Genomic DNA, 22,604 nt, shown 5'->3' with positions numbered 1-22,604 from the left:
GGATGTTTGACAATCGGAGGCCCCATGCCCGTCCTCTTGAGCACCGACCTTCCCTTTCCGGTCTTCCGCCGGGGCAAGGTGCGGGATGTGTACGACCTGGGGAAGCACCTGCTCATCGTGGCCACGGACCGCATCAGCGCCTTCGACTGCGTGATGCCCGAGGGCATCCCGGACAAGGGCAGCATCCTCACGGCCGTGGCCTCGTACTGGTTCGCCGCCACCGAGGACCTGGTGCCCAACCACTTCCGCGGCAATCCCGCCTGGCCCGCGGCCCTGGAGCCCTACCGGGAGCAGCTCGCCGGCCGCGCCGTGGTGGTGGAGAAGACGCGGCCGCTGCCCATCGAGTGCGTGGTGCGCGGGTACCTGGCCGGCAGCGGCTGGAAGGAATACCAGGCCGGCGGCTCCGTGTGCGGCGTGAAGTTGCCCGCGGGATTGAAGCTCGCCGACCGCCTGCCCGAGCCCATCTTCACGCCCTCCACCAAGGCGGAGGAGGGCCACGACGAGAACATCAGCTTCGGGCGCATGGTGGAGATCGTGGGCGCGGATCTGGCGGCGCGGCTGCGGGACCTGAGCCTGGCCCTCTACCGGCGCGGCTCGGAGCTGGCGGCCCAGCGGGGAATCCTGCTGGCGGACACGAAGTTCGAGTTCGGGCTGAGCGAGGCTGGCGAGCTGATCCTCATTGATGAAGCACTCACCTCGGACAGCAGCCGCTACTGGCTGGCGGACAGCTGGGTTCCGGGGAAGAACCCCCCGAGCCTGGACAAGCAGTTCCTCCGCGATTACCTGGAGACCCTCCCAGGCTGGAACAAGCAGCCGCCCGCGCCGCACCTGCCGCCCGAGATCGTCGAAGGCATCCGGGCCCGCTACCTGGACATGGCCTCGCGGTTCGGCATCAAGATCTAGGGGCTCCCAGGGCGCCGGCCTTCAGTCGGGCCGGATCCAGCCAGCGCCTGAGCGCGCCGTTCAGGCCCTCCACCGTGAGGGCCTGCATGCGCGCGGGGGAGGTCCCCCGTCCCCGGGCCTCGTCCAGGGCCTCGCCCACCAGGGCCTCGGGATGCAGGCCCGCCAGGGCGCGGCCCGCGGACCAGGCGGCCTTGGCCTGGCGCAGGTCCGCTTCCGTGAATCCGCGCTGGCGGAGGGCCTGGAGGCGCTCCAGCAGCAGGGCCTCGGTGGCGGCGGGGGAGGCCTGGGCTTCCCCGTCCAGGGCCGCCACCAGGTCCAGGCCCTCGATCCGGATCCGCGCGGGGAACAGCGCCGGGTCGCCGGGCAGGAGGAGGGCCAGCAGGGCCCGGGCCTCCCGGTCCAGGTCCTCCGGCTCCAGGGCCACCGCCAGGGCCCGCGGCAGGGCCCCCGGGGCGTTGATCCGCACCGGCTGGGGAGACGCTACCGGCGCGACCGATGGCGTGGCCGGTGGTGGGGCCGCCGGCGCGGCCTTCGGCAGGGAGGATGGCGCGGCTGGCGCTGTCGTGGGGGCGTGAGGTGGGGCGTGAGGCGCGGATGAGACGGTCCAGGTTCCGAAGCTCAGGTAGACGAGGCGCTTGGCCTGCTCCAGGCCGAGGTCCCCGTGGAGCACCAGCACCGCGCGATCCGGCCGGAGGACGCGGGCGTCGAAGGCCAGCAACTCTTCGAAGCTGAGGGTGGTGAGGCTCTCGAGGCTGGGGGCCTGGAGGGTCTGGTCCGGCTCCAGGACCGCCCGCAGCTTGGCCCGGGGCGAGGCCTCCAGCCGCTCGGTCTCCCGCCAGTAGGCGAGGCGCTCGGTCTCCAGGGTGGCGGTGTCGAGGACCGATCGGAAGGCGCGATCCGCGAGCAGGCCCAGGGCCAGGTCCTGGTCGCGGCTCCGGGTCAGCAGGCTCCAGGACAGGCCGTCGGCGCGGAGGGCCGGGGTCAGCTCGATGCCGGCGCCGGCCAGGAGCTGCTCGAAGTCCCCGATGCGGACGGCGGCGGCGTCGGACTGCCCGAGCACGCGCAGGGCCATGGCCGCGAGCCCAGGGCGGGCGTTCGTCTCGGGATCCAGCGGCAGGTGCAGGCAGGCCCGCACCAGGGGGCGCTCGTGGTCCTCCAGCAGGACCACCCGCAGGCCGTTGGGAAGGCCGAAGGCCTGGGGCCGGATCTGGGCCTGGGCCTGGACCGTCAGGAAAAGCGCGGCGCAGGCCGCCAGGCGTCTCATCGCTTCTCCGGGGCGAGCTGGGCTTCCAGCAGCTTGAGGGTGCGCCGGCGCTCCTCGACGCTGAGCATGCGGAGCTGCCGGAGGCCCTCGGCCACCAGGTGCTCCCGCTGGGCCAGGTCCTGGATGCGGGAGGCGGCCAGGGCTTTCAGCACGCGGGCCGTCTCGGCCTCCAGCGGATCCTGGCTCTCCTCCGAGCCCGCCTGCAGCCAGAGGGTGGTCCGGTGGCTGGGGCCCAGCCAGATGCGGGCGGCGGCCTGCACGGCTTCGGGGCCGGTGTTCCGCAGGCGCTGCGCCTCCTGCTCCGCCTGCCGCCAGTCCCCGGCCTCGACCCAGGCCATGCCCAGCCCCCGGGCCAGCGCCGCCGGCTCGTCCTCGGTGCGGAGCATCTCCACATCGATCTGCGTCAGGGCCCGCTGCCACTCGTCGGCGGGAATGGATTCCTGCTGGAGGCGCAGGATCTCGGTGTGGAGTGCGCCTTCGACCTCGGCGAGGCTGTGTCCTTCGGCGGGCACCAGGTCCACCACCAGCAGGCCCGGCAGCCGCCCCCCGGGCACGTCCATCAGGACTTCCGCGGATTGGGCGAGGAGCTTCTGGCGAACCAAGCGCTGGACCAGCCGCCCGGAGGGCCCCCCCAGCAGCCGCGCGGCCAGGCGCAGGGCCAGGTGGTCCCGGTGGGAGCGGGGCGGGATGCGCCAGCCCACCAGCAGCCGGGGCGCGCCTCCCTGGGCGGCCTGGATGCGCCGGTCCCCGAGGTCCGCGGGGATTTCCGGCAGGAGGGGGTCCTCGGCGGCCGCGGCCGCAGGGGGAGAGGGGAGGGCTCCGAAATGCCGCTGCACGGCGGGCAGGACTGCGTCCATCCCCAGGCCGCCCACCACCACCAGCGTGAGCCGGTCCGGCCGGCAGGTCGTGCGGGCCCAGGCCTGGAGGTCCGAGCGGCGCATGGCCTCCAGCGCGGGAAGGTGGTCCGCCAGGTCCCGGCCGTAGGGGTGGCCGGGCAGGGCGGCGCCCTGGAGCAGCCCCAGGCTCTGGGGCCCACGGGCCCGCAGCTCCGCCACCAGGGCGGCCCGGGCCTCGGAGAAGCGGCTGAGCTGCAGGGTGGCCAGGCGCTGGACCTCCGTGCGGCACCAGAACTCGAAGTCCGTGGCGGGCAGCTCCGCCTCCACCACCAGGGCATCCGCGCCGGGCGTGGCCGCCTGGCGGCCGCCCCGGGCCGTGTAGACATCGGCCAGGGGGGAGGCGGAGAACCGGGCCCGCACGGCCTCATGCAGGGTCCAGAGGTTGGCCCCCAGGGCCGGGAGCTGGCTGACGGCTTCGGGATCCTTCCGCTGGCGGAGCCGTTCCAGGCGCAGGGACTCCAGCAGGCCCTCCTCCTCCTTGAGCAGGGCGTCGAGGGAGCCGTTCCCCTTGGCCGTGTCCAGGTCCTCGGGCCAGGTGGAACCGTAGAGGGTGCGGGCCAGCAGGTCCGTGGCGCCGGCCATGGCCGGGGACTCCTCGGCCCGTCCGCCCCGGAAGACCAGGGTCGCGTGGAAGGCCGCCAACCCCCGCCGCTCCACCACCAGGAGCCGCGCGCCGTTGGCGAGCCGCCGCTCCTGCACCTCCTCGAGGCGGAGGGTCTGGGCGTTCAGGCCGAGGGCGGCGAGGAGGAGCAGGACCAGGCGTCGCATGGGTCGCATAGCCCGTAGAGTACTACTTCGGAGTACTACTTCACCCGGATGCTGCCGTTGGTGGTTTCCAGGCGGATGGACTGGGAGCGGCCCGGCACCTTCACGTGGGCGCTGTGCTTGGTGATCTCGAGGACCTGGGCGCCGGGGATCCGGACCTCCATGGACCCGTTGCTGTTCTCGGCCAGCAGGTCGCCGGAGGCCTTGCCCAGCTCCACCTCGATGCTGCCGTTGGTGGACTCCAGGTGGATGCCCTCCCCCCAGCCATCGAGGTTGCGGGCGCGGACGCTGCCGTTGGTGGTCTCCAGGCGGATGCCGCCGGCCACGTCCTCCAGGATGATGCGGCCGTTGGTGGTGCTGCCGTGGATCCGGGCCACCAGGTTCCGGGCCTCGATAGAGCCGTTGGTGGTGTCCACCAGGACTTCGCCCCGCACGTCCGTGACCAGGATGGGGCCGTTGGTGGCCTCGCAGCGGGCGTAGCCCTCGAGGCGCTCCACGCTCACGGCGCCGTTGGTGGTGCGGAAGTGGCCCAGGAGCTTGCGGGGCACCTGGAGGGACATCTCGCAGCGGGGGCTGATGATGATGCCGAAGCTCCAGGAGGGCTGTTGGAAGAGGGCCTCGATGTCGAGGTCCTGCCCCTTCCGCTGGAGGACCAGCTCCACCCGGCGCTTCTCGCTGTCCCGGATCTGGGCCGTGAGGGCGACCTCCTCCTTGTCCCAGCCCGTCACGCGGATGCCGCCGTTCCGGTTCTTCACCCAGAGCTTGGAGCCGTAGGCCAGCTTCTCGGTGCGCTGCTCGACCCGGGAGCCCGTGGGCACGTCCACCCCCACCATGGGGGCGGGGGGCGCCGGTGGGGCGGGAGGAGGGGGCGGGGGCGGGGGGACCTGGGCCAGCAGGGCGCTCCCGACCAGGAACAGGGGGATCCAACGGCTGGAAACGGTCATGGCGGCTCCCGGGGGGAGAAAGAGCCAGGGCGGGCCTGGTAATTGGTTCACGGTACTGGGTCGCAGACGTTTAGTCACGATACCCTGGATCATCCCCCGGAGCCCGACATGTCCGCCTACATTCTGTCCGCCACCCGCACTGCCGTCGGATCCTTTGGAGGTGCGCTCAAACCACTGAATTCGGTTCAGATGGGGGCCCTGGCCATCACGGAGGCCCTGAAGCGGGCCGGCGTGACGCCGGAGGCCGTGGGCGACGTGGTCATGGGTAATGTGCTCCAGGCCGGCAGCGGCCAGAATGTGGCCCGCCTGGCGGCCCTCAAGGCGGGCCTGCCCTTCTCGACCCCGGCCCATACACCCAACCAGGTCTGCGGCTCGGGCCTGAAGGCCATCGCCCTGGGCGCCCAGTCCATCGCCATGGGCGACGCCGACCTGGTGGTGGCCGGCGGCACGGAGAGCATGTCCAACGCGCCCTACCTGCTGCCCGCGGCCCGCTGGGGCGCCCGCATGGGGAACGCCCAGCTCATCGACAGCATGATCCAGGACGGCCTCTGGTGCGGCCATGGCGACACCCACATGGGCATCACCGCCGAGAACGTGGCCGCCAAGCACGGCCTCACCCGCGAGGCCCAGGACGCCTTCTCCCTCGCGAGCCAGCAGAAGGCCGCCGCCGCCCAGGCCGCGGGCGCCTTCGACCGCGAGGTGTTCACGGTCACCCTGGCGGGCAAGAAGGGCGATGTCCTCTTCAACCGCGACGAGTACATCAAGACCGACGCCACCGCCGAGGGCCTGGCCAAGCTCAAGCCCGCCTTCAAGAAGGACGGCACCGTCACCGCCGGCAACGCCAGCGGCATCAACGATGGCGCCGGCGCCCTGGTGCTGGCCTCCGAGTCCGCCGCCAAGGCGCACAAGCCCATCGCCCGCATCCTCGGCTTCGCCCAGGCCGGCGTGGATCCCGCCACCATGGGCCTGGGCCCCGTGCCCGCCATCCAGAAGCTGCTGGCGAAGACCGGCGTGAAGATGAAGGACATCGACCTCTTCGAGCTCAATGAAGCCTTCGCCGCCCAGAGCCTGGGCGTGCTGGCGGAGCTGCCCGAGATCGATCCCGCCAAGGTGAACCTGCGCGGCGGCGCCATCGCCATCGGCCACCCCATCGGCGCCAGCGGCACGCGCATCCTCGTGACCCTCCTGCACCTGCTCCAGGACGAGAACAAGAAGCTCGGCCTCGCCGCCCTCTGCGTCGGCGGCGGCCAGGGCGTGGCCATGCTGGTGGAACGCCTCTAGAAAGAATGGAACCGCGAATGACGCGAATGTGCGCGAATATGAAAAGGCCTTCATTCGCGTCCATTCGCGCCATTCGCGGTTAAGTTTTTCAGATGATCACTCTCACCCACGTCGGCAAGCAGTACGACCGCATCCACACCGCCCTGGCGGACGTGAGCTTCGCCATCGAATCGGGCGAGTTCGTGTTCCTCACCGGGCCCAGCGGCGCCGGGAAGTCCACACTGCTGAAGCTGCTGTTCCGGGAGCAGGTCCCCAGCAGCGGCGAGATCCAGATGGCGGGGCACCGCCTGGCCGCCATGTCCGAGAAGGAGATCCCTCTGCTGCGCCGCAAGCTGGGCGTGGTGTTCCAGGACTTCAAGCTCATCCGCACCCGCACCATCTTCGAGAACGTGGCCTTCGTGCTGAAGGTGCTGGGGGTGAGTGCCGCCGAGCAGAAGCAGCGCACCTTCCGGGCCCTCAAGATGGTGGGCCTCCAGCACAAGCTCAGCAGCTATCCCCTGCAGCTGTCAGGCGGCGAGCAGCAGCGCGTGGCCATCGCCCGGGCCCTGGTGAACGACCCGCTGGTGCTGCTGGCGGACGAGCCCACGGGCAACCTGGACCCGGACCTGGCCCAGGAGATCATGGCCCTCTTCGAGCGCATCAACGGCCAGGGCACTACCGTGATGGTGGCCACCCATGACCGCAGCCTCATCCAGCGCATGCGCAAGCGCGTCATCGGCCTCGACCACGGCCGCGTCGCCTTCGACCAGCCGGCGCCCACGAGCCTGGTGACGGTGTAATTGGCGGTAGGCTGGAGCCTGTCGATCGGATCCCCATGCCCCAGCCCCTCACCGATGCCCGTTTCGTCACCTCCGCGGCCGACGCGAAGAAGCTCGGCGTCTGCCACGCGGAGGTGGCCTTCGTGGGGCGCAGCAACGTGGGCAAGTCCTCCCTGCTGAACGCCCTGGCCAACCAGAAGCAGCTGGCCCGCGTCTCGAAGACGCCGGGCCGCACGCGGCTCATCAACGTCTTCCTCACGGGTCCGGACCGCTGGATCGTGGACCTGCCGGGCTACGGCTTCGCCACGGGCCCTGCCGCCGAGCGGGCCGCCTGGCAGCGCATGATCGAGGGCTACCTCACGGGCCGTGCCACCCTGCGCATGGTCTTCGTGCTGGTGGACGCCGAGGTGGGCCCCACCAAGCTGGACCACCAGATGATCGACTGGCTGCGCGCCGAGGGGCTGCCCCACCGCATCGTGGCCACCAAGGCCGATCAGGTGAAGCCCAGCAAGGCCCTCAAACAGCGCAAGGACGTGGCCGCGGAGCTGGGCCTGCATGCCGGCGACATCGCTTGGGCCAGCGCCGCCAAGGGCACGGGCATCCCCGAGCTGCGGCGCGAAGTGGCGGATCTGCTAGGCCTCTAGGGACTCCACCTTCCCGCCCCGCCAGACCATGAACCGCCCCTCGTGGGCCCAGGGCAGGGCGATGCCATTGGCCTCCACCTCGTGGGTGTGGAAGTGGCCCGTGAGGAAGGTGGTTCCCGAGTGGGTCTGGGCGGCGGCGCGGAAGGCTTCGCGGGGGAAGGTGAGCTTGTAGGCGGCGTTGGTGGTGCGCAGCTTCCGCTCCATCCAGGCGGACACCTTCCGCGCGGTCCCGGCGGGCATCAGGCGGAACAGCAGCCACAGCGGGCCCGAGCGCGACACCAGGTTCCACAGCCGGTACTGGCGGTCCGCGGTGTTCACGAGGTCACCGTGCTCCCAGGTCAGCCCCTCGCCTTCGAGGGAGCCGCCGATGCCTTCGCCCATGAGGTCGAAGCGCGCGGCGTGGCGGTCCAGGAAGTACTCGCGGTTGCCCAGCCACAGGCCCACCCAGCGCCCCGAGGCCCGGCGGGCGTCCACCCAGGCGAGGAAGTCGCGCTGCGCCTCCGTCTCCATGCCCGGGAAGCCCACCCACACGTCGAACACATCTCCAAGGAAGAGCCAGTCGGCCTCCGGGTGGGCCGCAGTGGCCGTCTCCAGTCCCGTGAGCATGGCCCCCCAGTGGGGATCGGCCACGAGGATCAGGTCGCGGGCCGGCTCGGTGCGCCGCGCCGCTCCCCGCAGCCAGGACAGGGCTCCCAGGCGCCGGGTGAACAGGAGGTGGAGGGAGCCCAGGGTCAGGCCCGCGGCCCCGCCGAAGCAGTCCGCCAGCCAGTCGCCGGACTCGCAGGAACGGCCCGGGACGAAGAACTGGTGCAGCTCGTCGGAGGCTCCATAGAGGGCGATGGCGGCCAGGATCCAGAGGTGGCGGCGGTAGAGGGGTAGCCCGCGCGCCGTGTGGCGGAGCGTGCGGTCCAGGGCCAGGGCCAGCAGCGCGTACGCTGAAGCGTGGGCGGCCTTGTCCAGGGGCGGCGGCAGCTCGATGCCGCCCGGATAGTGCGACTGCGCGCTCAGCCAGAAGATGGTCCCGGCCACGGCCAGGGGGAGGAGCCAGAACCCACGGAAGCGCATGATCCATCCAAACACAGGCCGTGCGGAGAAGCGAGCCGGCCCCGGTGGCGGCCCGGGCCGCGGAAGCCTGGAAATTGGAGCCTTTGGGGCCTTGCCGGCGGGCCCCGGGAATCCTATCTTCCGAGCGTAGTCATCTGGTCTGGCCGTTCCGAGACCGGAGGTTCCATGACCAAGAGCTTCGACTCCCTCATCCCGGGCATCGAGCAGCGGGAGGCAGGCTGGATGCGGATCCGGGAGCGCTTCGCGCGGGCCCGCCAGGCGCCGCCCCATCCATCCGTCACCATTTCCCGGCAGTACGGATGCGAGGGCTATTCCCTGGCCCAGCGCCTCCAGGCGCTCCTGGAGGAAGCCTCGGGCCAGCCCTGGACCCTGTTCGACAAGGCCCTGGTGGACCAGGTGGCCTCGGACGAAAAGCTCTCCCGCCAGATCCTGGGCCACCTGGGGGACGAGAGTCACGCCCAGGACGTGCTCCGGACCCACTTCGGCCACCTGACGCACGACGACGCCTACGCCAAGGTGGTGAAGCACCTGGTCCACATCGCCATGGCCGGCGGCGCCATCATCGTCGGCCGCGGGGGCGCGGTGGCCTGTCAGGACCTGAAGAACTGCTTCCATTTCCGCCTGGAGGCCAGCTTCGAGTTCCGGACCGCGACCATCGCCCGCCGCCTCGAGCTGCCTTTGCCGGAGGCCGAAAAACTCGTCCGGACCCAGTCAAAGCTCCGGGAGAAGTTCATCAGCGAGTTCCTCCACGCGGACGTCACCTCGTCCCGCTGGTACGATGCCGTGTTCAACAACGAGCGGCAGAGCGTGGAAGCCATCGCCCAGTCCTGCGCGCGCCTCGTCATCTGCGCCTGGCCCGACCGGGACTACTTCAAGCACGACCCGATGCGGGGGACGGCGGCGTCCCGGGCCTGAATCTCCGTCATGGCCTGCGCCTGGCAGGTGGGGCAGTGCCCCAGGCAGGTCCAGGAGCAGACGGGACGCTTCGGCACCGGCGGCCGGGCGGGAGTGGAGGCGGCCATGCCTTCAGGATAGCGCCCGGGCCCCTACCTGCGCGCCATCCGTGATTTCGATTCCCCTTGGAACAAGAAGAAGGCCCGGCGGGTGCCGGGCCTTGCTGGTAGTCCCAAGGGGAATCGAACCCCTGTTTACGCCGTGAGAGGGCGTCGTCCTAACCGCTAGACGATGGGACCAGGAACCAAGTTTTGAGTGGTTGGGGAGGAAGGACTCGAACCCTCACCTGACAGAACCAGAATCTGTTGTCCTACCATTAGACCACTCCCCAACGAGTGGAAAATCCACTGTATCAGGTGTGGGGCAAAAGACAAGAGGTGGTTCCGCCGGGAGGGATGTAGGCTTCCGGTGAGAACCGGAAAAGCTCCAGGAGGACCCATGGCGCGCAAACGTCCGGCCCAGCCTCCACCCCCGCCTGCGCCCGTCACCGCGGACATGCCCACCATCTCCGGGATCCTGGGGGCGGGGGACGAGCCCGTCGTTCCGTCGGAATGGGCCCTGGTGGCCTATGCGGGGGCCTCCCTGGGGCGGATCTTCCCCCTGCGCTCCGGCGGATCGCTCATCGGCCGGGCGCCGGATGTCCAGGTGGCCCTGCTGGACGGCGAAGTGAGCCGCCACCACGCGCGGATCACCCTCGTGGCCGGCCAGGTGTGGCTGGAGGACCTGGGCTCCACCAACGGCACCCTGGTGAACGGGGAGCGCGCCGAGCGGGTGGTGGTCCTGCGGGCCGGGGACCGGCTGGCCATCGGCGGCCACGTGCTCAAGCTCGTGGCCATGGACCCCCTGGAGCGGGCCTTCCACGAGACCCTGCTGGACCTCAGCACCAAGGATCCGCTCACGGGGCTGGCCAACCGCACCCGCGCCCTGGGGGAGTTCCAGACCCGCTTCGGCCTGAGCGTGCGCTATGGCCGCCCGCTGTCCGTGCTGATGTGCGACCTGGACCACTTCAAGCAGATCAACGACACCCACGGCCACGGCGCCGGCGACTTCGTGCTGCAGGTCTTCGGCGAGCGGCTCCGCGCCAGCCTGCGCGAGGCGGATCTGGCGGGCCGCATCGGGGGCGAGGAGTTCCTGGTGATCCTCCCGGAGACGGATCTGGGCGGGGCGCGCCCCTTCGCCGAGCGGTTCCGCCGGACCATGGCCGACACCCCCGTGCCCCTTCCCGGCATCGACCTCATTGTCACCTGCAGCCTGGGCCTCGCCGAACGGACGCCCGGGGATCTGGACGCCGGCCACATGCTGGCCCGGGCGGATGCAGGTCTCTACCGGGCCAAGGTGGAGGGGCGGAACCGGGTGTGCGCGGGCTGAGGGCTATCATGGGCCCTTGCGCCCGGAGGCTCGGATGATCCTGCTCTTCCTCGTCATGGCCTTCGCCATCGGGCTGGCCATTCCCCTCCAGTCGGCCGTCAACAACGCGCTGCGCATCTCACTCCACAGCGGCTCCCTGCTGGCGGCCCTGGTGTCCTTCGCCGTGGGCACGGTGGCCCTGCTGGCGGCGGCCGTGCTCACGGGACAGCCCCTCGCGGCGCTGGGCAGCCTGCCCCGGGTGCCCTGGTGGCAATGGCTGGGCGGCTTCCTGGGGGCCTTCTTCGTGTTCGGCTCGACCCTGCTGGCCCCGCGCATCGGCATGGCCGCCATGGTGTCCCTCATCGTGGCGGGACAGGTCTGCTCTTCGCTGGTCTTCGACCGCTTCGGCCTGCTGGGCCTGGAGATCCGGGGCCTTTCCTGGGTTCGCATCGCGGGCGCGGCGCTCATCCTGGCGGGCGTCGCCCTCGTGAACTTCGGCGACCGCTGGCTGGCGGGCTGGCAGAAGGGCTGAGTCAGGCCTTCCGGGTCCGCTCCGCCACCCTGTCGAGCATGTCCCAGATCTGATGACAGTCCTCGCAGGAGGACCGGGGGTCGCCGCAGGGGAAGCCCTCAATGCCGATGCCCTGGCAGCGCGGGGTACGGAAGAAGAAGAGCAACTCTCCGATGGAGGCCTCCATGCGGCCCCGGAGGGCGGGGTCCGGCAGGGCGCGCAGGTCCTGGATGAGTTTCCACTCGGCGGGGCTGAGCTCGGGACGGTCGATGGTCTGGGACATGGGAACTCCGCGCGTTCCCAAGTATACGGAGCTGGCAAGGGGCCTAAACCCCCTCCGAAGGCCTTCGTATCACTGGTCACGATCTCTGACATCGCAGGAGGCTTCCATGTCCCTCACCCGCTCCCTCGCCGCGGCCGTGGCCGCCGTCATCCTCAGCGTCCCGCTGGCGGCCCAGTCCCAGGTGGTCCAGCCCGCCAAGGCCGAGAAGGCCACGGAGACCCGGACCCTTCCCCTGGCGGCGGGCTCGAAGCTCAGGGTGAAGAACGTCAACGGGTTCGTCCACGTGGAAGCCTGGGACCGGGCGGAAGTCCAGTTCACGGGCGAGTTCAAGCCCAGCAGCCGGGACGAGCAGGTGAAGGTGGTGATCGAATCCGGCAAGGATGGTCTGGAAATCCGCGGCGAATATCCCAAGCACACGGGCTGGGGCTTCTATCGGGGCCCCCAGTGCCAGATGACCCTCAAGGTGCCCCGCCAGATCGTGCCCACCCTGGAGAGCGTGAACGGCGAGGTGACCCTCACCGGAACCCGGGGTGCCGCGAGCCTCACCACCGTCAACGGCGCGGTCCATGCCACGGATCTGGGCGACTCCCTCAAGGCCACCACGGTCAACGGCTCCATCACCCTGACGGAGGTCCGCGGCGGGCTGAACCTCCAGACGGTGAACGGCGCCATCAAGGGGTCGGGCCTGGACGGCCAGGGGAAAGGGCTCAAGGCCTCGACGGTCAACGGGTCCATCCACCTCCAGACCGCGGGTCTCAAGGGACGCCTGAAGGCCCGCACCATCAACGGGGACATCGCCTTCAACGCGAAGGGCGCGGAGCAGGTGGAGGTGAAGCGGCGCTCCGTCACCGCGGTCTTCCCCGGTGGGGATGAAGGCATCGATCTCGACACGGTGAATGGCGGCATCACGCTGAATTGATGCCGTTTGAACTCACGGGAAGGGCCGGCACAGCCGGCCCTTCCCGTGATAGCGACCTCAAGATCCCCAAAGATGATTTGATATCGGATTGACAGGTCCTAATTTTATCGCATCCTGTTCCGGTCGGAGGACGGACCCTCCGACATCGGATGGATACCCCGTGAGCGGAAAGCGTCGCCTGATCCTGTTGAGCGTCCTGGCCAGCGTCTTCGCGGGCGTCTTCGTGGGCTCCGGGGCCTACACCTTCGTGTCGGCCCATGGCACGTCCTACATGTCGAACGACCCGCAGGTGTGCGTGAACTGCCACATCATGCGCGACGAGTACGACAGCTGGCGGCACGGCACCCACCACGCGGTGGCCGTGTGCAACGACTGCCACCTGCCCCACGACAACCCCGTGAACAAACTCTACGTGAAGGCCAGCAACGGGTACCACCACTCCAAGGCCTTCACGCTGCTGAATTTCGCGGAGCCCATCCGCATCAAGCCCGGCAACGCCAAGGTGCTGGAGGACAACTGCCTCCGCTGCCACGGCGAGCTGACGGGCGAGATCACCGCCCACGGCACCCTGGGCGTGCCCACGGATCCGACGCAGAAGGCCGACCTCTACGGCTGCGTGCGCTGCCACCAGGAGGTGGGCCATGGCCCCATGGGCTGAGCTTCCGACCCTTCCCGATCCCCTTTCCTGATCCCACCTAGACGCGTGGCCCCCCACGCGGGAGGAACCCCCCGATGACCGACAATCCCACCCCGCTGTTCTCCCGGCCCCTGGTCCGGATGGGCCTCATCGCCGCCGGCGCCGCCCTGGCGACGGTGCTCGTGATGGCCCTGTACGCCAGCATCTCCAGCCGCAAGGCCGAGGCTAAGCAGACCAGCTTCAAGCTGGTGGACCTGGACGAGAAGACCGTCGATCCCGCCCAGTGGGGGAAGAACTTCCCCCGCCAGTACGACGCCTACCTGAAGACCGCCGAGAAGTACAGCACCAAGTACGGCGGCGCCGGCAGCGAAGCCCTGCCCAAGAGCCGCATCCAGGAGGATCCCCGGCTGGTGACCATCTTCGATGGCTACGCCTTCGCCATCGACTTCAACCTGCGCCGGGGCCACGCCTACATGCTGGACGACCAGCGCAACACCAAGCGGGTGACTGAGCGCAAGCAGCCCGGCTCCTGCCTCCACTGCCACGCCTCCAACACCGTGGCCTTCCGCGAGCTGGGCCTGCAGGGCGGCGCCCCGGGCACGCTGGACGAGGCCTTCACCGCCCCCAACGCCCAGGCCCAGCTCATGGCCGGCTTCGAGGCCATGTGCAAGCTGCCCTACGGCGAGGCCACCAAGCTCGTGAAGCACCCGGTGGCCTGCATCGACTGCCACGATCCCAAGAACATGGCCCTGCGCGTCACCAAGCCCGGCTTCATCCGCGGCATCGTGGCCCTGGCCAACAGCACCGAGCCCGTGCCGCACCTGCCCTCCATCGAGAAGTGGCGCAAGGGCGACAAGAGCGTGGCCTATGACGCCAACCGCGACGCCTCCCGCCAGGAGCTGCGGTCCATGGTGTGCGGCCAGTGCCACGTGGAGTACTACTGCGGGCCCAAGGTCACGCTCTTCTTCCCCTGGAACAAGGGCCTGAAGGTCGAGCAGATCGAAGCCACCTACGACGAGTACAAGTTCCCCGACGGCCACCGTTTCTTCGACTGGCAGCACGGCAAGACCGGCGCCGAGGTCCTGAAGGCCCAGCACCCCGAGTTCGAGATGTGGAGCCAGGGCATCCACGCCCGGTCCGGCGTCTCCTGCGCCGACTGCCACATGCCCTACGTCCGCGAGGGCGCGCTCAAGATCAGCGACCACCAGGTGCGCAGCCCGCTGCTGAACGTCTCCCGGTCCTGCCAGACCTGCCACCGGTTCCCCGAGGAGGAGATCAAGGCCCGCGTGACGGCCATCCAGGACCGCACCAAGGCGCTGATGGACCGCGCCGAGGACGCCGTGGTGAACCTCATCAACGACATCGCCGCCGCGAAGAAGGCCGGCGTGGACGAGGCCAAGCTGAAGCCCATCTACGAGCTCCAGCGCAAGGCCCAGTGGCGCGTGGACTTCGTGAACGCGGAGAACTCCATGGGCTTCCACGCTCCGCAGGAAGCGGCCCGCATCCTGGGCGAGGCCATCGACTACGGCCGCCAGGGCCAGGTGGCGCTCCGCGACCTGGGCGCCCCCAAGATGGCCAAGAAGTAGGCGGCCATCCTCCTTGCCCGAGCGGGGCCGGCTCAGCCGGCCCCGCTTGCGTGCGGGCGTAGCATGGAGGGAGCGATCCCCACCTACGACCTGCTCCGAGCCCCCCGGGGGTGTTCCATGGTCCGCCTGCGTCCATTCCTTCTGGCCATCGCCTGGGGCCTTGCCGGCGTGCTCGCCGCCCAGTCCCACCTCGCGGAGGGCTTCACGGGCCTGCCTGGCGGTGCCACCGTGGCGGTGATGCCCCTGGATGTGGAGCTCTACGCGGTGACGGCGGGCGGGGTGCTGGAGCCTCGCGCCGAGTGGACGGCCAAGGCCGTGGCCAACCTGAAGGAGGCCCTCCGGCTCCGCGGCGCGGGCCAGGGCGGGCGGTTCGTGCCCGCGCCCCCGGGGGACGGTGAGCTGCTGGCGGAGCTGAACCACCTCCATGCCGCCGTGGCCCGGGCCATCGACCTCCACCACTTCGGCACCTGGAAGCTGCCCAGCAAGGCGGGAAAGCTCGACTGGTCCCTGGGCGAGGAGGTGGCCGAGATCAGGAGGCAGACTTCCGCCGACTACGCGCTGTTCCTCTACCTGCGCGACAGCTACGCCACCGGCGGCCGGGTGGCCACCATGGTGCTCTACGCGGCCCTGGGCGTGGGCGTGGGCGGCGGCGCCCAGGTGGGTTACGCCTCCCTGGTGGACCTGAAGACGGGCCGCATCCTGTGGTTCAACGAGATGGTGAAGGCCACGGGGGATGTGCGCGAGCTGGAGCCGGCGAAGACCACCCTGGGCCACCTGCTCAAGGCGTTCCCGGGGTAGCCCATGGAGCGCCGGACCTTCATCGGAACCTGCGGCTGCTGCGCCGTCTCGGCCCTTCTGGGGGAGGGCTGGGCGCCGCCCGCCCGGATCCAGCGGCCCGATCCGAAGTCCGACGAGGGGGGCCTCTGGGCCCTCATGGACCGGGAGGAGGAGCGCCTCCACCAGAGCCCCTTCCTCATGCGGGACGCCGCCCTCGTGGCCTACGTCCAGGCCATCACCTGCCGCCTGGCCCAGGGCCACTGCCCGAACGTGCGCACCTACGTGGTGCGCTCGCCCTACTTCAACGCGAACATGGCGCCCAACGGCATGATGCAGGTGTGGACGGGCCTGATGCTCCGGGCGGAGAACGAGGCCCAGCTGGCCGCTGTCATCGGCCACGAGATCGGGCACTACCTGGCCCGCCACTCCGTGGAGAGCCTCCGCGATGCCAAGTCGCGGTCGGCCTTCGCCCACATGGTGGGGATCATCCCGGTGGCCGGCACCCTGGCCGCCCTGGGCCTGGTGGCTGGCGCCTTCGCCTACAGCCGCGAGCACGAGCGCGCGGCGGACCGCATGGGCCTGGAGCTGATGGCCGCCGCGGGCTACCCGCCCCTGGAGGCCTCCAGGGTCTGGGCCAACCTCCTGGCGGAGCTCCAGGCGGAGAAGGACTGGACCGGCGACGCCTCCAAGCGCAGCGTGCTCTTCGCCACCCATCCCCCGGAGAAGGAGCGCGAGGCCAAGCTGGAGGCCGCGGCTCGGGCCATGGGGAAGGAGGATCTGGATCCCCGCACCGGGGCGCTGCGGCAGGCCATCGGCCCCTGGCGGCGCGCCTGGCTCGAGGACGAGCTCAAGCGACGCAAGTTCGGGGAGAGCCTCGCCCTGCTGGGCCGTCTCACGAGGGTGGACCCCCAGGATGGCGAGGCGAGCTACTTCCTGGGGGAGGCCTACCGGCTGCGGGCCGCGGAAGGCGACACGGACAGGGCCCAGGAGGCCTACCAGAGGGCCGCGGCCCTGCCCGGCGCCCCGCCGGAGGTGCACCGGGCCCTGGGCTCGCTCCATCGCAAGGCCGGCCGGCTGCCGGAGATGCGCGAGGCCTACGCCCGCTACCTGGCGGCCCGCCCCGAGGCCGGCGACGCCGAGATGATCCGTTCCTATCTGAAGAAAGGGGAGTGAGATGAACCTGAAGGTGCTGGTTCCCGTTGCCCTGCTGCTGCTGGCCGCATGCACGAAGCCGGCCACCTGGGTGGGTCTCGCGCAGGGCGAGGTGGTGGTGTGCGAGCGGCTGGCGGTGCGCCACGACGGCGCCTGGAGCCGCCTGGAGGGCACCCGGGAGCCCAAGCACGAGGTCTGGACCTCGGACGGCATGCCCCTGGACCAGCTTCACTTCCACACGGGCATCGCCGAAGGCGAGTCTCTGGTGGTGGTCAAGGACCGGCCGGCGGACAAGCCCATTCCCCGCTTCCGCAAGGACATGCAGGCCCAGGACGTGGTCGAGCTCTACGAGTCCTTCGCCACCCAGGACGGCAGCGTGTTCACTCTGGAGAAGCTGGCTCCCGCGCGGTTCGCGGACGAGGACGGCTTCCGCTTCGAGTTCAGCCGCGTGCGCAAGCGCGACGAGGTGCGCACCCGCGGCGTGGCCTACGGCGCCATCCACCGGGGCGAGCTGTTCCTGGTGGCCTTCGAGGCCCCCCGCATCCACTACTTCGCCAAGCACCTGCCCCGCGTCGAAGCCCTCGCCCAGTCCGCACATGTGCGCGAGAAGGGCTGAGACTTGACGGAACGCCGGGGCTCTCCGAGCCTGGAGCCATCGATCCCCAGCCGACCGGAGGCGCCATGCCGAAGTTCCTCATCGTTCCGGCCCTGCTGCGCCTCATCTCCGAGGGCAGCTTCTTCAAGCAGGTCTTCGCCTGGCTCCTGCGGCTGTGGACCGCCGCCACCGTCGTGGCCGGGATCTGGATCTCCATCGAGCTGTGGCGCGGCGGCGGCACGAGCAGCCAGGCGATCTTCGGCCAGCTGGTCTTCCAGGTGGCGCTGGCCCTGGCGGTCTACCTCGCGGCCCACCTCAGCTGGGTGCGGGCCCAGGACGTGGCCGCCATGCCCCAGATCGCCGGCGAGGTGATCATCCCGCTCTCCCGCCTGCTCCTGAGGCTGGGCGGCGAGCTCTACGCCAGCCTCATGGCCGTGGTCGGCACCGGCGGCGCCCTCATGATCTGGATCAGTGCCGGAGAGGCCCGGCCCGATCTGGGGGAGCTGCGCGCCTTCCTGCCGGGCGTCGGCGGCGATGCCTTCCCGGCGGGCCTGGCCCTGCTGCTGACGGGCCTGGCCTGCGCCGCCCTGGGCCTCCTGGCCGGCTACCTGGCTTCCGAGCTTCTGGGTCTGCTCTGCGCCATTGAAAGCAACACGCGGGGCGGCTCCAAGGGCTGAGGACTACCGGTACCGCGCGGCCATGGCCTTCAGGGTCGCGGCCAGGTGGGCCCGGAGGGATTTAGGCTCCAGCACCTCCGCGTCCGCACCGAGCTGGAGGATGTAGCGGGCCGGGCCGTACAGGTCCGTGGCCATGAAGCTGAGCAGCACGGCGCCGCCCTTCTCCTTGCGCACCTCGACCTTCGGCAGGGCGGGGGGCGCGTCCAGCAGGGCCTGGGGCCAGTTCGAGCCGCCCACCCGCACCTGTACCCGGAAGGGCTCGGCAGGGCTGAACCAGCCGCCGATCTGGAGGTCCCGGGCCCGCTCCAGGGGGTGCTTGTCCGGGATCAGGCCACGCTTCGGCAGCGCCTTCGCCTCGAGGATGCGAGCCAGACGGAAGTGCCGGGGCTCCTGCTTGGCCGGGTCCCAGGCCAGGAGGAAGGCGCCGCCGGAAAACACGTCATGGGTGAGGGTGAAGGGCACCACGGTGCGGGTGCCGGTGCGGCCCGTGGAAGCGGCGGCGTAGGTCAGCTCCAGCTCGCGGGGCCCTTCGGAGTGGCCCAGGGCCAGCAGCACCTGGGAGAGCATCTTCGTGTCGAGGGCCTGCTGGTCGTCGGCGCCGCCCCGCACGCAGACGTGGGACTGGAGCACGTCGAAGAGGCTGCGGTCCCGGGTGCTGAGGTGGCTGTCGGCCAGGGCGCGCAGGCCCTCCAGGTGGTCGTACCACATCTCCGTGGCCGTGCCCTCCAGGGCCATGAGGGCCACCTCCAGGGCCAGGCGGGCGTGGGGTGTGATCTTGCTGTCCCACTCCGGGGCCTTCTCCAGGGTGAAGTGGATGACGGCGGGCCGGCCTTCGCGGGCCTTGCCGAAGCGCGCGCCCTGCTCCTCCAGCAGCGCGATGGCCCGGTCCACGGTGCGCATGGCCACGCCGCCCAGCTTGCGGACCAGGGCGGCCTTGGTGATGCCCCGCTCGCCCGCGTCGCGGATGGCCTCCAGCACAGCCTGGAGGCGTTCGGGCTTCACCAGGCTGCCGCCGTCGGGGCGGGGGGATTCGGGCGTCTTCCTGGATGAGGGACGGGGCATGGGGACCTCCCGGTCCAGGATTGGCCAGGGATTGTCCAGAAGCAAGATGAAGATGGCCCCTCCCCGGAAAAGGAAAACGGCGCGGCGAAGGCCGCCGCGCCGTCCCTCCATCCTCCGGGTGGGACTAGAAGCCCCAGGTGACCTGGAAGAAGTAGCGCTTGTCCTTGAACTTCTCGGCTCCGATGGTGGTGATGTTGCCGTGGTTGTAGGACTGCTTCTCGGTGTACTCGAAGTTCCAGCGGGCTCCGCTCTTGTCGCTCTGGTAGAGCATGCCGTTCAGGCCGAGCATGACCATGGACGTCTCGTTGTTGGAGAGGTCCTTGTTGGGGTCCAGGCTGTCATAGCGGCCGTAGATGCCGAAGCTGTCGGTGAAGTTGTAGTCCACCAGGCCGTAGAAGCCCTTGTTCTTGGTCTTGCTGGTGGGAACCCCGTAGATGAGCGTGCCGGGAGCCATGGTCTCTTCGCCCAGGAAGTAGGCGCCCACGAGGCGGAACTTGTCGCGGATGAAGCGGGCCAGGATGCCGTCCTTCTTGAACTTGTTGTCGAAGGAGAGGGCTGTGCTGAAGTCGTTGGCAGTGGCGTAGTTGGAGTACTGGCCGTCGTAGTGGTAGACGCCCACGGCACTCTGGTTCTTGTCGAAGGACCACAGGAAGGAGGCGTACCAGTCCTTGTGGTTGTCCGCGTCGATGGAGTTGGTGACGGAGGTGCTGGAGCCGTCCACCACACCGACGGTGAAGGAGGTTTCGGAGTGGGCGCTGTTGAGGGTGGCGTCCAGGCCCTGCTGGCGGCTGAAGGGGCGGTAGGTATTGGTGCTGCCGGCCAGCTGGTCGTTCAGCACGATGGCGCGCTGCTCGGCGCTGCGGGCGCCCACGCCGAACACATGCAGGATGCCGGGCAGGATCTCGCCGGCGCGCACCGACAGGAAGAGGTCCTGGTTGATGGGCTGGTTGTATTGGATGAAGGCTTCCGCGAGCTTCTTGCGGGAGGCGTCGCCCTGGACCACGTTGGAACCCGAGGTGCTGCCGGTGTTCTCATTGAGGTAGAGCTCGGTGAAGTAGGAGAAGCGGTCGGACAGGGCGCCGCCGGTGTAGAGGGAGAAGCTGTGCTGCTCGAAGTTGGTGGCGGGCTTCTGGGTGTTGGCCAGGCCCGTGCGCTGGCTGTCCAGGGTGTCGCCGTAGGCGCGGCCCTTCCACACGAAGCTGAGGTAGTTGTCCAGCTTCTGCTCCTTGGGATCCACCTTCAGGGCTTCCATGCGGTGCCCGTTCTTCAGGAACTCGAGGCCCGTGGTGGTGAGCTGCCAGGTCGGAGTGGCATGGCAGGTGTTGCAGCTGGAGCCCGTCAGGCGGCTCCAGGCGGGGACGGCCAGCAGCTGGACGGTGCCCAGCAGCAGGGGGGCGATGTAACGGAGCAATCTCATGATGGAACCTCCCGCGCGGTCGGCGCATTAGTGGTCGTTTGGATCTTGACCCACGGGTAAGTTAAGTCGCCATCCTGATCGCTGGATGACATGAACCTGATCGTTTGGTCAGGTTGTCGGGAATGTGATCTTCGCCACTGTGCCCACGCCCTCCTCGCTCTCGATTTGGAGCGTGGCGCCATGCAACTTGGCGATGCCGTTCACTATGGCCAGGCCCAGGCCGGCGCCGCCGCGCTTCCGGCTGCGGGAGGCATCGGTGCGGACGAACCGCTGGCCCAGGTGGGCCATGAATTGCTTGGGGATCCCCTCCCCCCGATCCTCCACGGCCAGCACCAGACCTCCGGAACCCCGGTAGGCCTCCAGCCGCACGGTGCTGTCCCGGCCGGAGTGCCGGATGGCGTTGGCCAGGAGGTTGTGGAGGGCGCGCCGGAGCAGGGTGCCGTTTCCCTGGAGCGAGAGCCCGGCAGGGGCCGAGACCTCCACCGAGATCCCGCTCTCCTCGGCCAGGGAGAGGAAAGGCTCCCGCACGGTCTCCAGCAGTTCCCTCACGTCCAGGGGGAGCATCTCGATCTGGTTCGCGGGGTCCTCCGATCGGGCCAGGAACAGCATCTGCTCGATGAGGGCCGCCATGTGGTCCAGGGTGTCCATCATGCCCGCCAGCTGCTCCTCCGCCACCCCGGGGAGGCCCCCGGTGGCGAGGATGTTCTCCGTCTCCAGGCGCAGCGAATGGACCGGCGTCCGCAGCTCATGGGCCACATCGCTGTTGAGCTCCGAGAGGCGCGCGAAGGCGGATTCCAGGCGTGCGATGCTGTGGTTCAGTGCGCGGGAGAGCGGGGCCAGCTCCGTGGGCAGGCGGCGGGAGTCGATGCGGATCCCCAGGTTGCCCGGCCGCAGGTTCTCGGCCTCGTCCTCCAGGTAGCGCAGGGGCTTCAGGCCCAGCTTGACCAGCCAGTAGCCGAAGGCCGCGCCCGCGAGGGGCGCGATGGCCAGGAGGGCGAGCATGGATTGGAAGAACCGCCTGAGCAGGACCTCCTCGGTCTTGAGATCCCTGGAGAGCTGGATCGAGCCCCCGTGGTAGCGGATCAGCAGGGAACGGGGGGAGTGGTCCGCCGTCGCCGGGCCGTTGAGCCAGATCCAGTCCCCCTGGTCCGGCGTCTGGGGCGGGAATTTCTTCTCCATCCCGTAGGTCTCGATCAGCACCCGGTGATCGTGGTCCATCACGCGGACAAGGAAGTGGTCTCCGACGTCGAGGATCTCCTTGTTGAGGGGCAGGCGATCGTCGTCGAGCTTGTGGGACAGCAGCCGGGCCGTGTTGATGAACTCCCGGTTGATCTGGGTGTACACGATGTATTCGATGGAGGAGTAGAGGTAGAGACCGGTGGCGCCCACCAGTCCCGACAGCGTCAACGCGAATCCCAGGGACAGGCGGACCAGCAGGGATCGCTGGATCCTACGCACCCTCGCACTCGAGGATGTAGCCCACGCCCCGGCGGGTGTGGATGAGCTTGGCGGGGAAGGGGTCGTCCACCTTGCGCCGGAGGCGACGGATGGCCGCGTCCACCAGGTTCGGGTCGCCGTCGAAAGCCAACTCCCACAGCTCCTCGGCGATGCGGGCCCGGGTGACGATGTTGCCCCGGTTGCGCGCCAGCAGGTCCAGGAGCGCGTACTCCTGGGTGCTGAGGTCCAGCCGCTTGCCGTTCCGGTAGACCTTGCGCTGGAAGCGGTGGATGGACAGGTCCCCGATGAGGATGTCCCTGGTGGGGGACTCGCCCCCGCGCTGGAGCAGGTTGTTGATCCGGAGGAGCAGCTCGGAGAAGGCGAAGGGTTTCACAAGGTAGTCCCCGCCGCCCACTTCCAGGCCGCGGATCCGGTCGGGCAGGGCATCCCGGGCCGTGAGGAAGAGGACCGGCGTCTGGATGCCCGCGGTGCGGAGCTCGGATACCAGCGCGAACCCGTCCATGCCGGGCAGCATCACGTCGAGGATGAGGCAGTCGAAGGGCTTCTGCTTGGCCATGGACAGGCCTTCCAGGCCGTCATGGGCGGATTCCACCAGGAAACAGTGCTGGCGCAGGCTACGCTCCAGCGCCTGCGCCGCCCGGGGGTCATCTTCGACGATCAGAAGCTTCATTGTAGTTTCCAATATATTCCGTAAGATTAGCAGGCTGTC

The 22,604-nt window shown here is 69.7% G+C and carries 23 protein-coding genes and 2 tRNA genes; 14 read left to right on the top strand and 11 right to left on the bottom strand.

Annotation, left to right across the window (positions count from 1 at the left end):
- Positions 1-24 precede the first annotated feature (24 nt).
- Positions 25-903 (top strand): phosphoribosylaminoimidazolesuccinocarboxamide synthase, encoded by an 879-nt coding sequence (locus G398_RS0100915; protein ID WP_026852184.1) that lies wholly within the window; start codon positions 25-27, stop codon positions 901-903.
- Here the strand turns inward: G398_RS0100915 and G398_RS0100910 are convergent.
- The 3 genes from G398_RS0100910 to G398_RS19035 are packed head-to-tail and all read right to left on the bottom strand — an operon-like array spanning position 893 to position 4,772.
- Positions 893-2,167, bottom strand: coding sequence for a M16 family metallopeptidase (locus G398_RS0100910; RefSeq protein ID WP_026852183.1), 1,275 nt, complete (start codon positions 2,165-2,167; stop codon positions 893-895). The genes G398_RS0100915 and G398_RS0100910 overlap by 11 nt on opposite strands.
- Positions 2,164-3,831 carry a M16 family metallopeptidase gene (locus tag G398_RS0100905; RefSeq protein WP_026852182.1) on the bottom strand — a complete coding sequence of 556 codons (1,668 nt, stop codon included), beginning with the start codon at positions 3,829-3,831 and terminating at the stop codon, positions 2,164-2,166. Before G398_RS0100905 ends, G398_RS0100910 begins: the two co-directional genes overlap by 4 nt.
- 35 nt (positions 3,832-3,866) lie before the next feature.
- Complete coding sequence (locus G398_RS19035; RefSeq protein ID WP_052571050.1) at positions 3,867-4,772, bottom strand: DUF4097 family beta strand repeat-containing protein; 906 nt, start codon at positions 4,770-4,772, stop codon at positions 3,867-3,869.
- Positions 4,773-4,880: 108 nt separating this feature from the next.
- On the opposite strand from G398_RS19035, the gene G398_RS0100895 reads away from it, so the two are divergent.
- The 3 genes from G398_RS0100895 to yihA all read left to right on the top strand — a co-directional run bounded on the left by G398_RS0100895 (position 4,881) and on the right by yihA (position 7,455).
- A complete protein-coding gene (locus G398_RS0100895; RefSeq protein ID WP_026852181.1) occupies positions 4,881-6,053 on the top strand; it encodes a thiolase family protein in 1,173 nt (390 codons plus the stop codon).
- Between the two features lie 92 nt (positions 6,054-6,145).
- Complete coding sequence (gene ftsE / locus G398_RS0100890) at positions 6,146-6,832, top strand: cell division ATP-binding protein FtsE (protein ID WP_026852180.1); 687 nt, start codon at positions 6,146-6,148, stop codon at positions 6,830-6,832.
- A gap of 35 nt (positions 6,833-6,867) precedes the next feature.
- Positions 6,868-7,455, top strand: coding sequence for a ribosome biogenesis GTP-binding protein YihA/YsxC (yihA, locus tag G398_RS0100885; RefSeq protein WP_043482856.1), 588 nt, complete (start codon positions 6,868-6,870; stop codon positions 7,453-7,455).
- On the opposite strand, the gene G398_RS19030 is transcribed toward yihA, so the two are convergent.
- On the bottom strand, positions 7,444-8,520 hold the full coding sequence (locus G398_RS19030) for a VanZ family protein (RefSeq protein ID WP_052571048.1): 1,077 nt from the start codon (positions 8,518-8,520) through the stop codon (positions 7,444-7,446). The two genes, yihA and G398_RS19030, sit on opposite strands and share 12 nt — an antisense overlap.
- A 165-nt stretch (positions 8,521-8,685) precedes the next feature.
- Between G398_RS19030 and G398_RS15245 the strand changes: the two genes are divergently transcribed.
- The gene (locus tag G398_RS15245) at positions 8,686-9,435 is read left to right on the top strand and encodes a cytidylate kinase-like family protein (RefSeq protein ID WP_052571046.1); all 750 of its coding nucleotides are present in this window, start codon (positions 8,686-8,688) and stop codon (positions 9,433-9,435) included.
- A gap of 203 nt (positions 9,436-9,638) precedes the next feature.
- Here the strand turns inward: G398_RS15245 and G398_RS0100870 are convergent.
- A tRNA-Glu gene (locus tag G398_RS0100870) sits at positions 9,639-9,713 on the bottom strand.
- Between the two features lie 17 nt (positions 9,714-9,730).
- Positions 9,731-9,805 (bottom strand) — tRNA-Gln (locus G398_RS0100865).
- 107 nt (positions 9,806-9,912) lie between these two features.
- Between G398_RS0100865 and G398_RS0100860 the strand changes: the two genes are divergently transcribed.
- Positions 9,913-10,842, top strand: coding sequence for a GGDEF domain-containing protein (locus G398_RS0100860; RefSeq protein ID WP_052571044.1), 930 nt, complete (start codon positions 9,913-9,915; stop codon positions 10,840-10,842).
- 34 nt (positions 10,843-10,876) lie between these two features.
- Positions 10,877-11,353, top strand: a complete 477-nt coding sequence (locus tag G398_RS0100855; RefSeq protein WP_026852177.1) for a DMT family transporter — start codon at positions 10,877-10,879, stop codon at positions 11,351-11,353.
- Between the two features lies 1 nt (position 11,354).
- Here the strand turns inward: G398_RS0100855 and G398_RS0100850 are convergent, their stop codons facing one another.
- Positions 11,355-11,615, bottom strand: a complete 261-nt coding sequence (locus G398_RS0100850) for a hypothetical protein (protein ID WP_026852176.1) — start codon at positions 11,613-11,615, stop codon at positions 11,355-11,357.
- A 106-nt stretch (positions 11,616-11,721) separates the two neighbouring features.
- Between G398_RS0100850 and G398_RS0100845 the strand changes: the two genes are divergently transcribed.
- The 7 genes from G398_RS0100845 to G398_RS20570 all read left to right on the top strand — a co-directional run bounded on the left by G398_RS0100845 (position 11,722) and on the right by G398_RS20570 (position 17,958).
- Complete coding sequence (locus G398_RS0100845; RefSeq protein WP_026852175.1) at positions 11,722-12,534, top strand: DUF4097 family beta strand repeat-containing protein; 813 nt, start codon at positions 11,722-11,724, stop codon at positions 12,532-12,534.
- A gap of 160 nt (positions 12,535-12,694) precedes the next feature.
- Positions 12,695-13,192: a cytochrome c nitrite reductase small subunit gene (nrfH, locus tag G398_RS0100840; RefSeq protein WP_026852174.1), complete on the top strand. Its 498-nt coding sequence runs from the start codon at positions 12,695-12,697 to the stop codon at positions 13,190-13,192.
- Positions 13,193-13,266: 74 nt separating this feature from the next.
- Complete coding sequence (locus G398_RS0100835) at positions 13,267-14,757, top strand: ammonia-forming cytochrome c nitrite reductase subunit c552 (RefSeq protein WP_052571042.1); 1,491 nt, start codon at positions 13,267-13,269, stop codon at positions 14,755-14,757.
- Between the two features lie 63 nt (positions 14,758-14,820).
- Positions 14,821-15,555 (top strand): hypothetical protein, encoded by a 735-nt coding sequence (locus G398_RS0100830; protein ID WP_157492228.1) that lies wholly within the window; start codon positions 14,821-14,823, stop codon positions 15,553-15,555.
- Positions 15,556-15,558: 3 nt separating this feature from the next.
- Positions 15,559-16,707, top strand: coding sequence for a M48 family metallopeptidase (locus G398_RS0100825; protein ID WP_052571038.1), 1,149 nt, complete (start codon positions 15,559-15,561; stop codon positions 16,705-16,707).
- A 1-nt stretch (position 16,708) separates the two neighbouring features.
- Positions 16,709-17,302, top strand: coding sequence for a hypothetical protein (locus G398_RS19025; RefSeq protein WP_052571036.1), 594 nt, complete (start codon positions 16,709-16,711; stop codon positions 17,300-17,302).
- A gap of 65 nt (positions 17,303-17,367) precedes the next feature.
- Positions 17,368-17,958 (top strand): hypothetical protein, encoded by a 591-nt coding sequence (locus G398_RS20570; protein ID WP_026852170.1) that lies wholly within the window; start codon positions 17,368-17,370, stop codon positions 17,956-17,958.
- A gap of 3 nt (positions 17,959-17,961) precedes the next feature.
- Here G398_RS20570 and G398_RS0100810 read toward each other — a convergent pair whose 3' ends face one another.
- The 4 genes from G398_RS0100810 to G398_RS0100795 form a co-directional block, all read right to left on the bottom strand.
- A complete protein-coding gene (locus G398_RS0100810; protein ID WP_169720596.1) occupies positions 17,962-19,020 on the bottom strand; it encodes a helix-turn-helix transcriptional regulator in 1,059 nt (352 codons plus the stop codon).
- A 124-nt stretch (positions 19,021-19,144) separates the two neighbouring features.
- On the bottom strand, positions 19,145-20,437 hold the full coding sequence (locus G398_RS0100805; protein ID WP_157492227.1) for a hypothetical protein: 1,293 nt from the start codon (positions 20,435-20,437) through the stop codon (positions 19,145-19,147).
- 108 nt (positions 20,438-20,545) lie between these two features.
- Positions 20,546-21,895, bottom strand: a complete 1,350-nt coding sequence (locus G398_RS0100800; RefSeq protein ID WP_157492226.1) for an ATP-binding protein — start codon at positions 21,893-21,895, stop codon at positions 20,546-20,548.
- Complete coding sequence (locus tag G398_RS0100795; protein WP_026852166.1) at positions 21,888-22,565, bottom strand: response regulator; 678 nt, start codon at positions 22,563-22,565, stop codon at positions 21,888-21,890. Before G398_RS0100795 ends, G398_RS0100800 begins: the two co-directional genes overlap by 8 nt.
- Positions 22,566-22,604: the final 39 nt, after the last annotated feature.

Origin of the sequence: Geothrix fermentans DSM 14018 (genome assembly GCF_000428885.1) — a bacterium.
In the GTDB taxonomy this organism is placed as follows: Bacteria; Acidobacteriota; Holophagae; order Holophagales; family Holophagaceae; genus Geothrix; species Geothrix fermentans.
Note: the sequence above shows the minus strand (reverse complement) of the source record. Positions and strands in the feature narration are given on the sequence as shown.

What these genes read in the sequence shown, in the direction of transcription:
- G398_RS0100915 (WP_026852184.1), top strand. Translation starts at nt 25, where the DNA reads ATGCCCGTCCTCTTGAGCACCGACCTTCCCTTTCCGGTCTTCCGCCGG.
- G398_RS0100910 (WP_026852183.1), bottom strand. Translation starts at nt 2,167, where the DNA reads ATGAGACGCCTGGCGGCCTGCGCCGCGCTTTTCCTGACGGTCCAGGCC.
- G398_RS0100905 (WP_026852182.1), bottom strand. Translation starts at nt 3,831, where the DNA reads ATGCGACGCCTGGTCCTGCTCCTCCTCGCCGCCCTCGGCCTGAACGCC.
- G398_RS19035 (WP_052571050.1), bottom strand. Translation starts at nt 4,772, where the DNA reads ATGACCGTTTCCAGCCGTTGGATCCCCCTGTTCCTGGTCGGGAGCGCC.
- G398_RS0100895 (WP_026852181.1), top strand. Translation starts at nt 4,881, where the DNA reads ATGTCCGCCTACATTCTGTCCGCCACCCGCACTGCCGTCGGATCCTTT.
- ftsE (WP_026852180.1), top strand. Translation starts at nt 6,146, where the DNA reads ATGATCACTCTCACCCACGTCGGCAAGCAGTACGACCGCATCCACACC.
- yihA (WP_043482856.1), top strand. Translation starts at nt 6,868, where the DNA reads ATGCCCCAGCCCCTCACCGATGCCCGTTTCGTCACCTCCGCGGCCGAC.
- G398_RS19030 (WP_052571048.1), bottom strand. Translation starts at nt 8,520, where the DNA reads ATGCGCTTCCGTGGGTTCTGGCTCCTCCCCCTGGCCGTGGCCGGGACC.
- G398_RS15245 (WP_052571046.1), top strand. Translation starts at nt 8,686, where the DNA reads ATGACCAAGAGCTTCGACTCCCTCATCCCGGGCATCGAGCAGCGGGAG.
- G398_RS0100860 (WP_052571044.1), top strand. Translation starts at nt 9,913, where the DNA reads ATGGCGCGCAAACGTCCGGCCCAGCCTCCACCCCCGCCTGCGCCCGTC.
- G398_RS0100855 (WP_026852177.1), top strand. Translation starts at nt 10,877, where the DNA reads ATGATCCTGCTCTTCCTCGTCATGGCCTTCGCCATCGGGCTGGCCATT.
- G398_RS0100850 (WP_026852176.1), bottom strand. Translation starts at nt 11,615, where the DNA reads ATGTCCCAGACCATCGACCGTCCCGAGCTCAGCCCCGCCGAGTGGAAA.
- G398_RS0100845 (WP_026852175.1), top strand. Translation starts at nt 11,722, where the DNA reads ATGTCCCTCACCCGCTCCCTCGCCGCGGCCGTGGCCGCCGTCATCCTC.
- G398_RS0100835 (WP_052571042.1), top strand. Translation starts at nt 13,267, where the DNA reads ATGACCGACAATCCCACCCCGCTGTTCTCCCGGCCCCTGGTCCGGATG.
- G398_RS0100830 (WP_157492228.1), top strand. Translation starts at nt 14,821, where the DNA reads ATGGAGGGAGCGATCCCCACCTACGACCTGCTCCGAGCCCCCCGGGGG.
- G398_RS0100825 (WP_052571038.1), top strand. Translation starts at nt 15,559, where the DNA reads ATGGAGCGCCGGACCTTCATCGGAACCTGCGGCTGCTGCGCCGTCTCG.
- G398_RS19025 (WP_052571036.1), top strand. Translation starts at nt 16,709, where the DNA reads ATGAACCTGAAGGTGCTGGTTCCCGTTGCCCTGCTGCTGCTGGCCGCA.
- G398_RS20570 (WP_026852170.1), top strand. Translation starts at nt 17,368, where the DNA reads ATGCCGAAGTTCCTCATCGTTCCGGCCCTGCTGCGCCTCATCTCCGAG.
- G398_RS0100810 (WP_169720596.1), bottom strand. Translation starts at nt 19,020, where the DNA reads ATGCCCCGTCCCTCATCCAGGAAGACGCCCGAATCCCCCCGCCCCGAC.
- G398_RS0100805 (WP_157492227.1), bottom strand. Translation starts at nt 20,437, where the DNA reads ATGAGATTGCTCCGTTACATCGCCCCCCTGCTGCTGGGCACCGTCCAG.
- G398_RS0100795 (WP_026852166.1), bottom strand. Translation starts at nt 22,565, where the DNA reads ATGAAGCTTCTGATCGTCGAAGATGACCCCCGGGCGGCGCAGGCGCTG.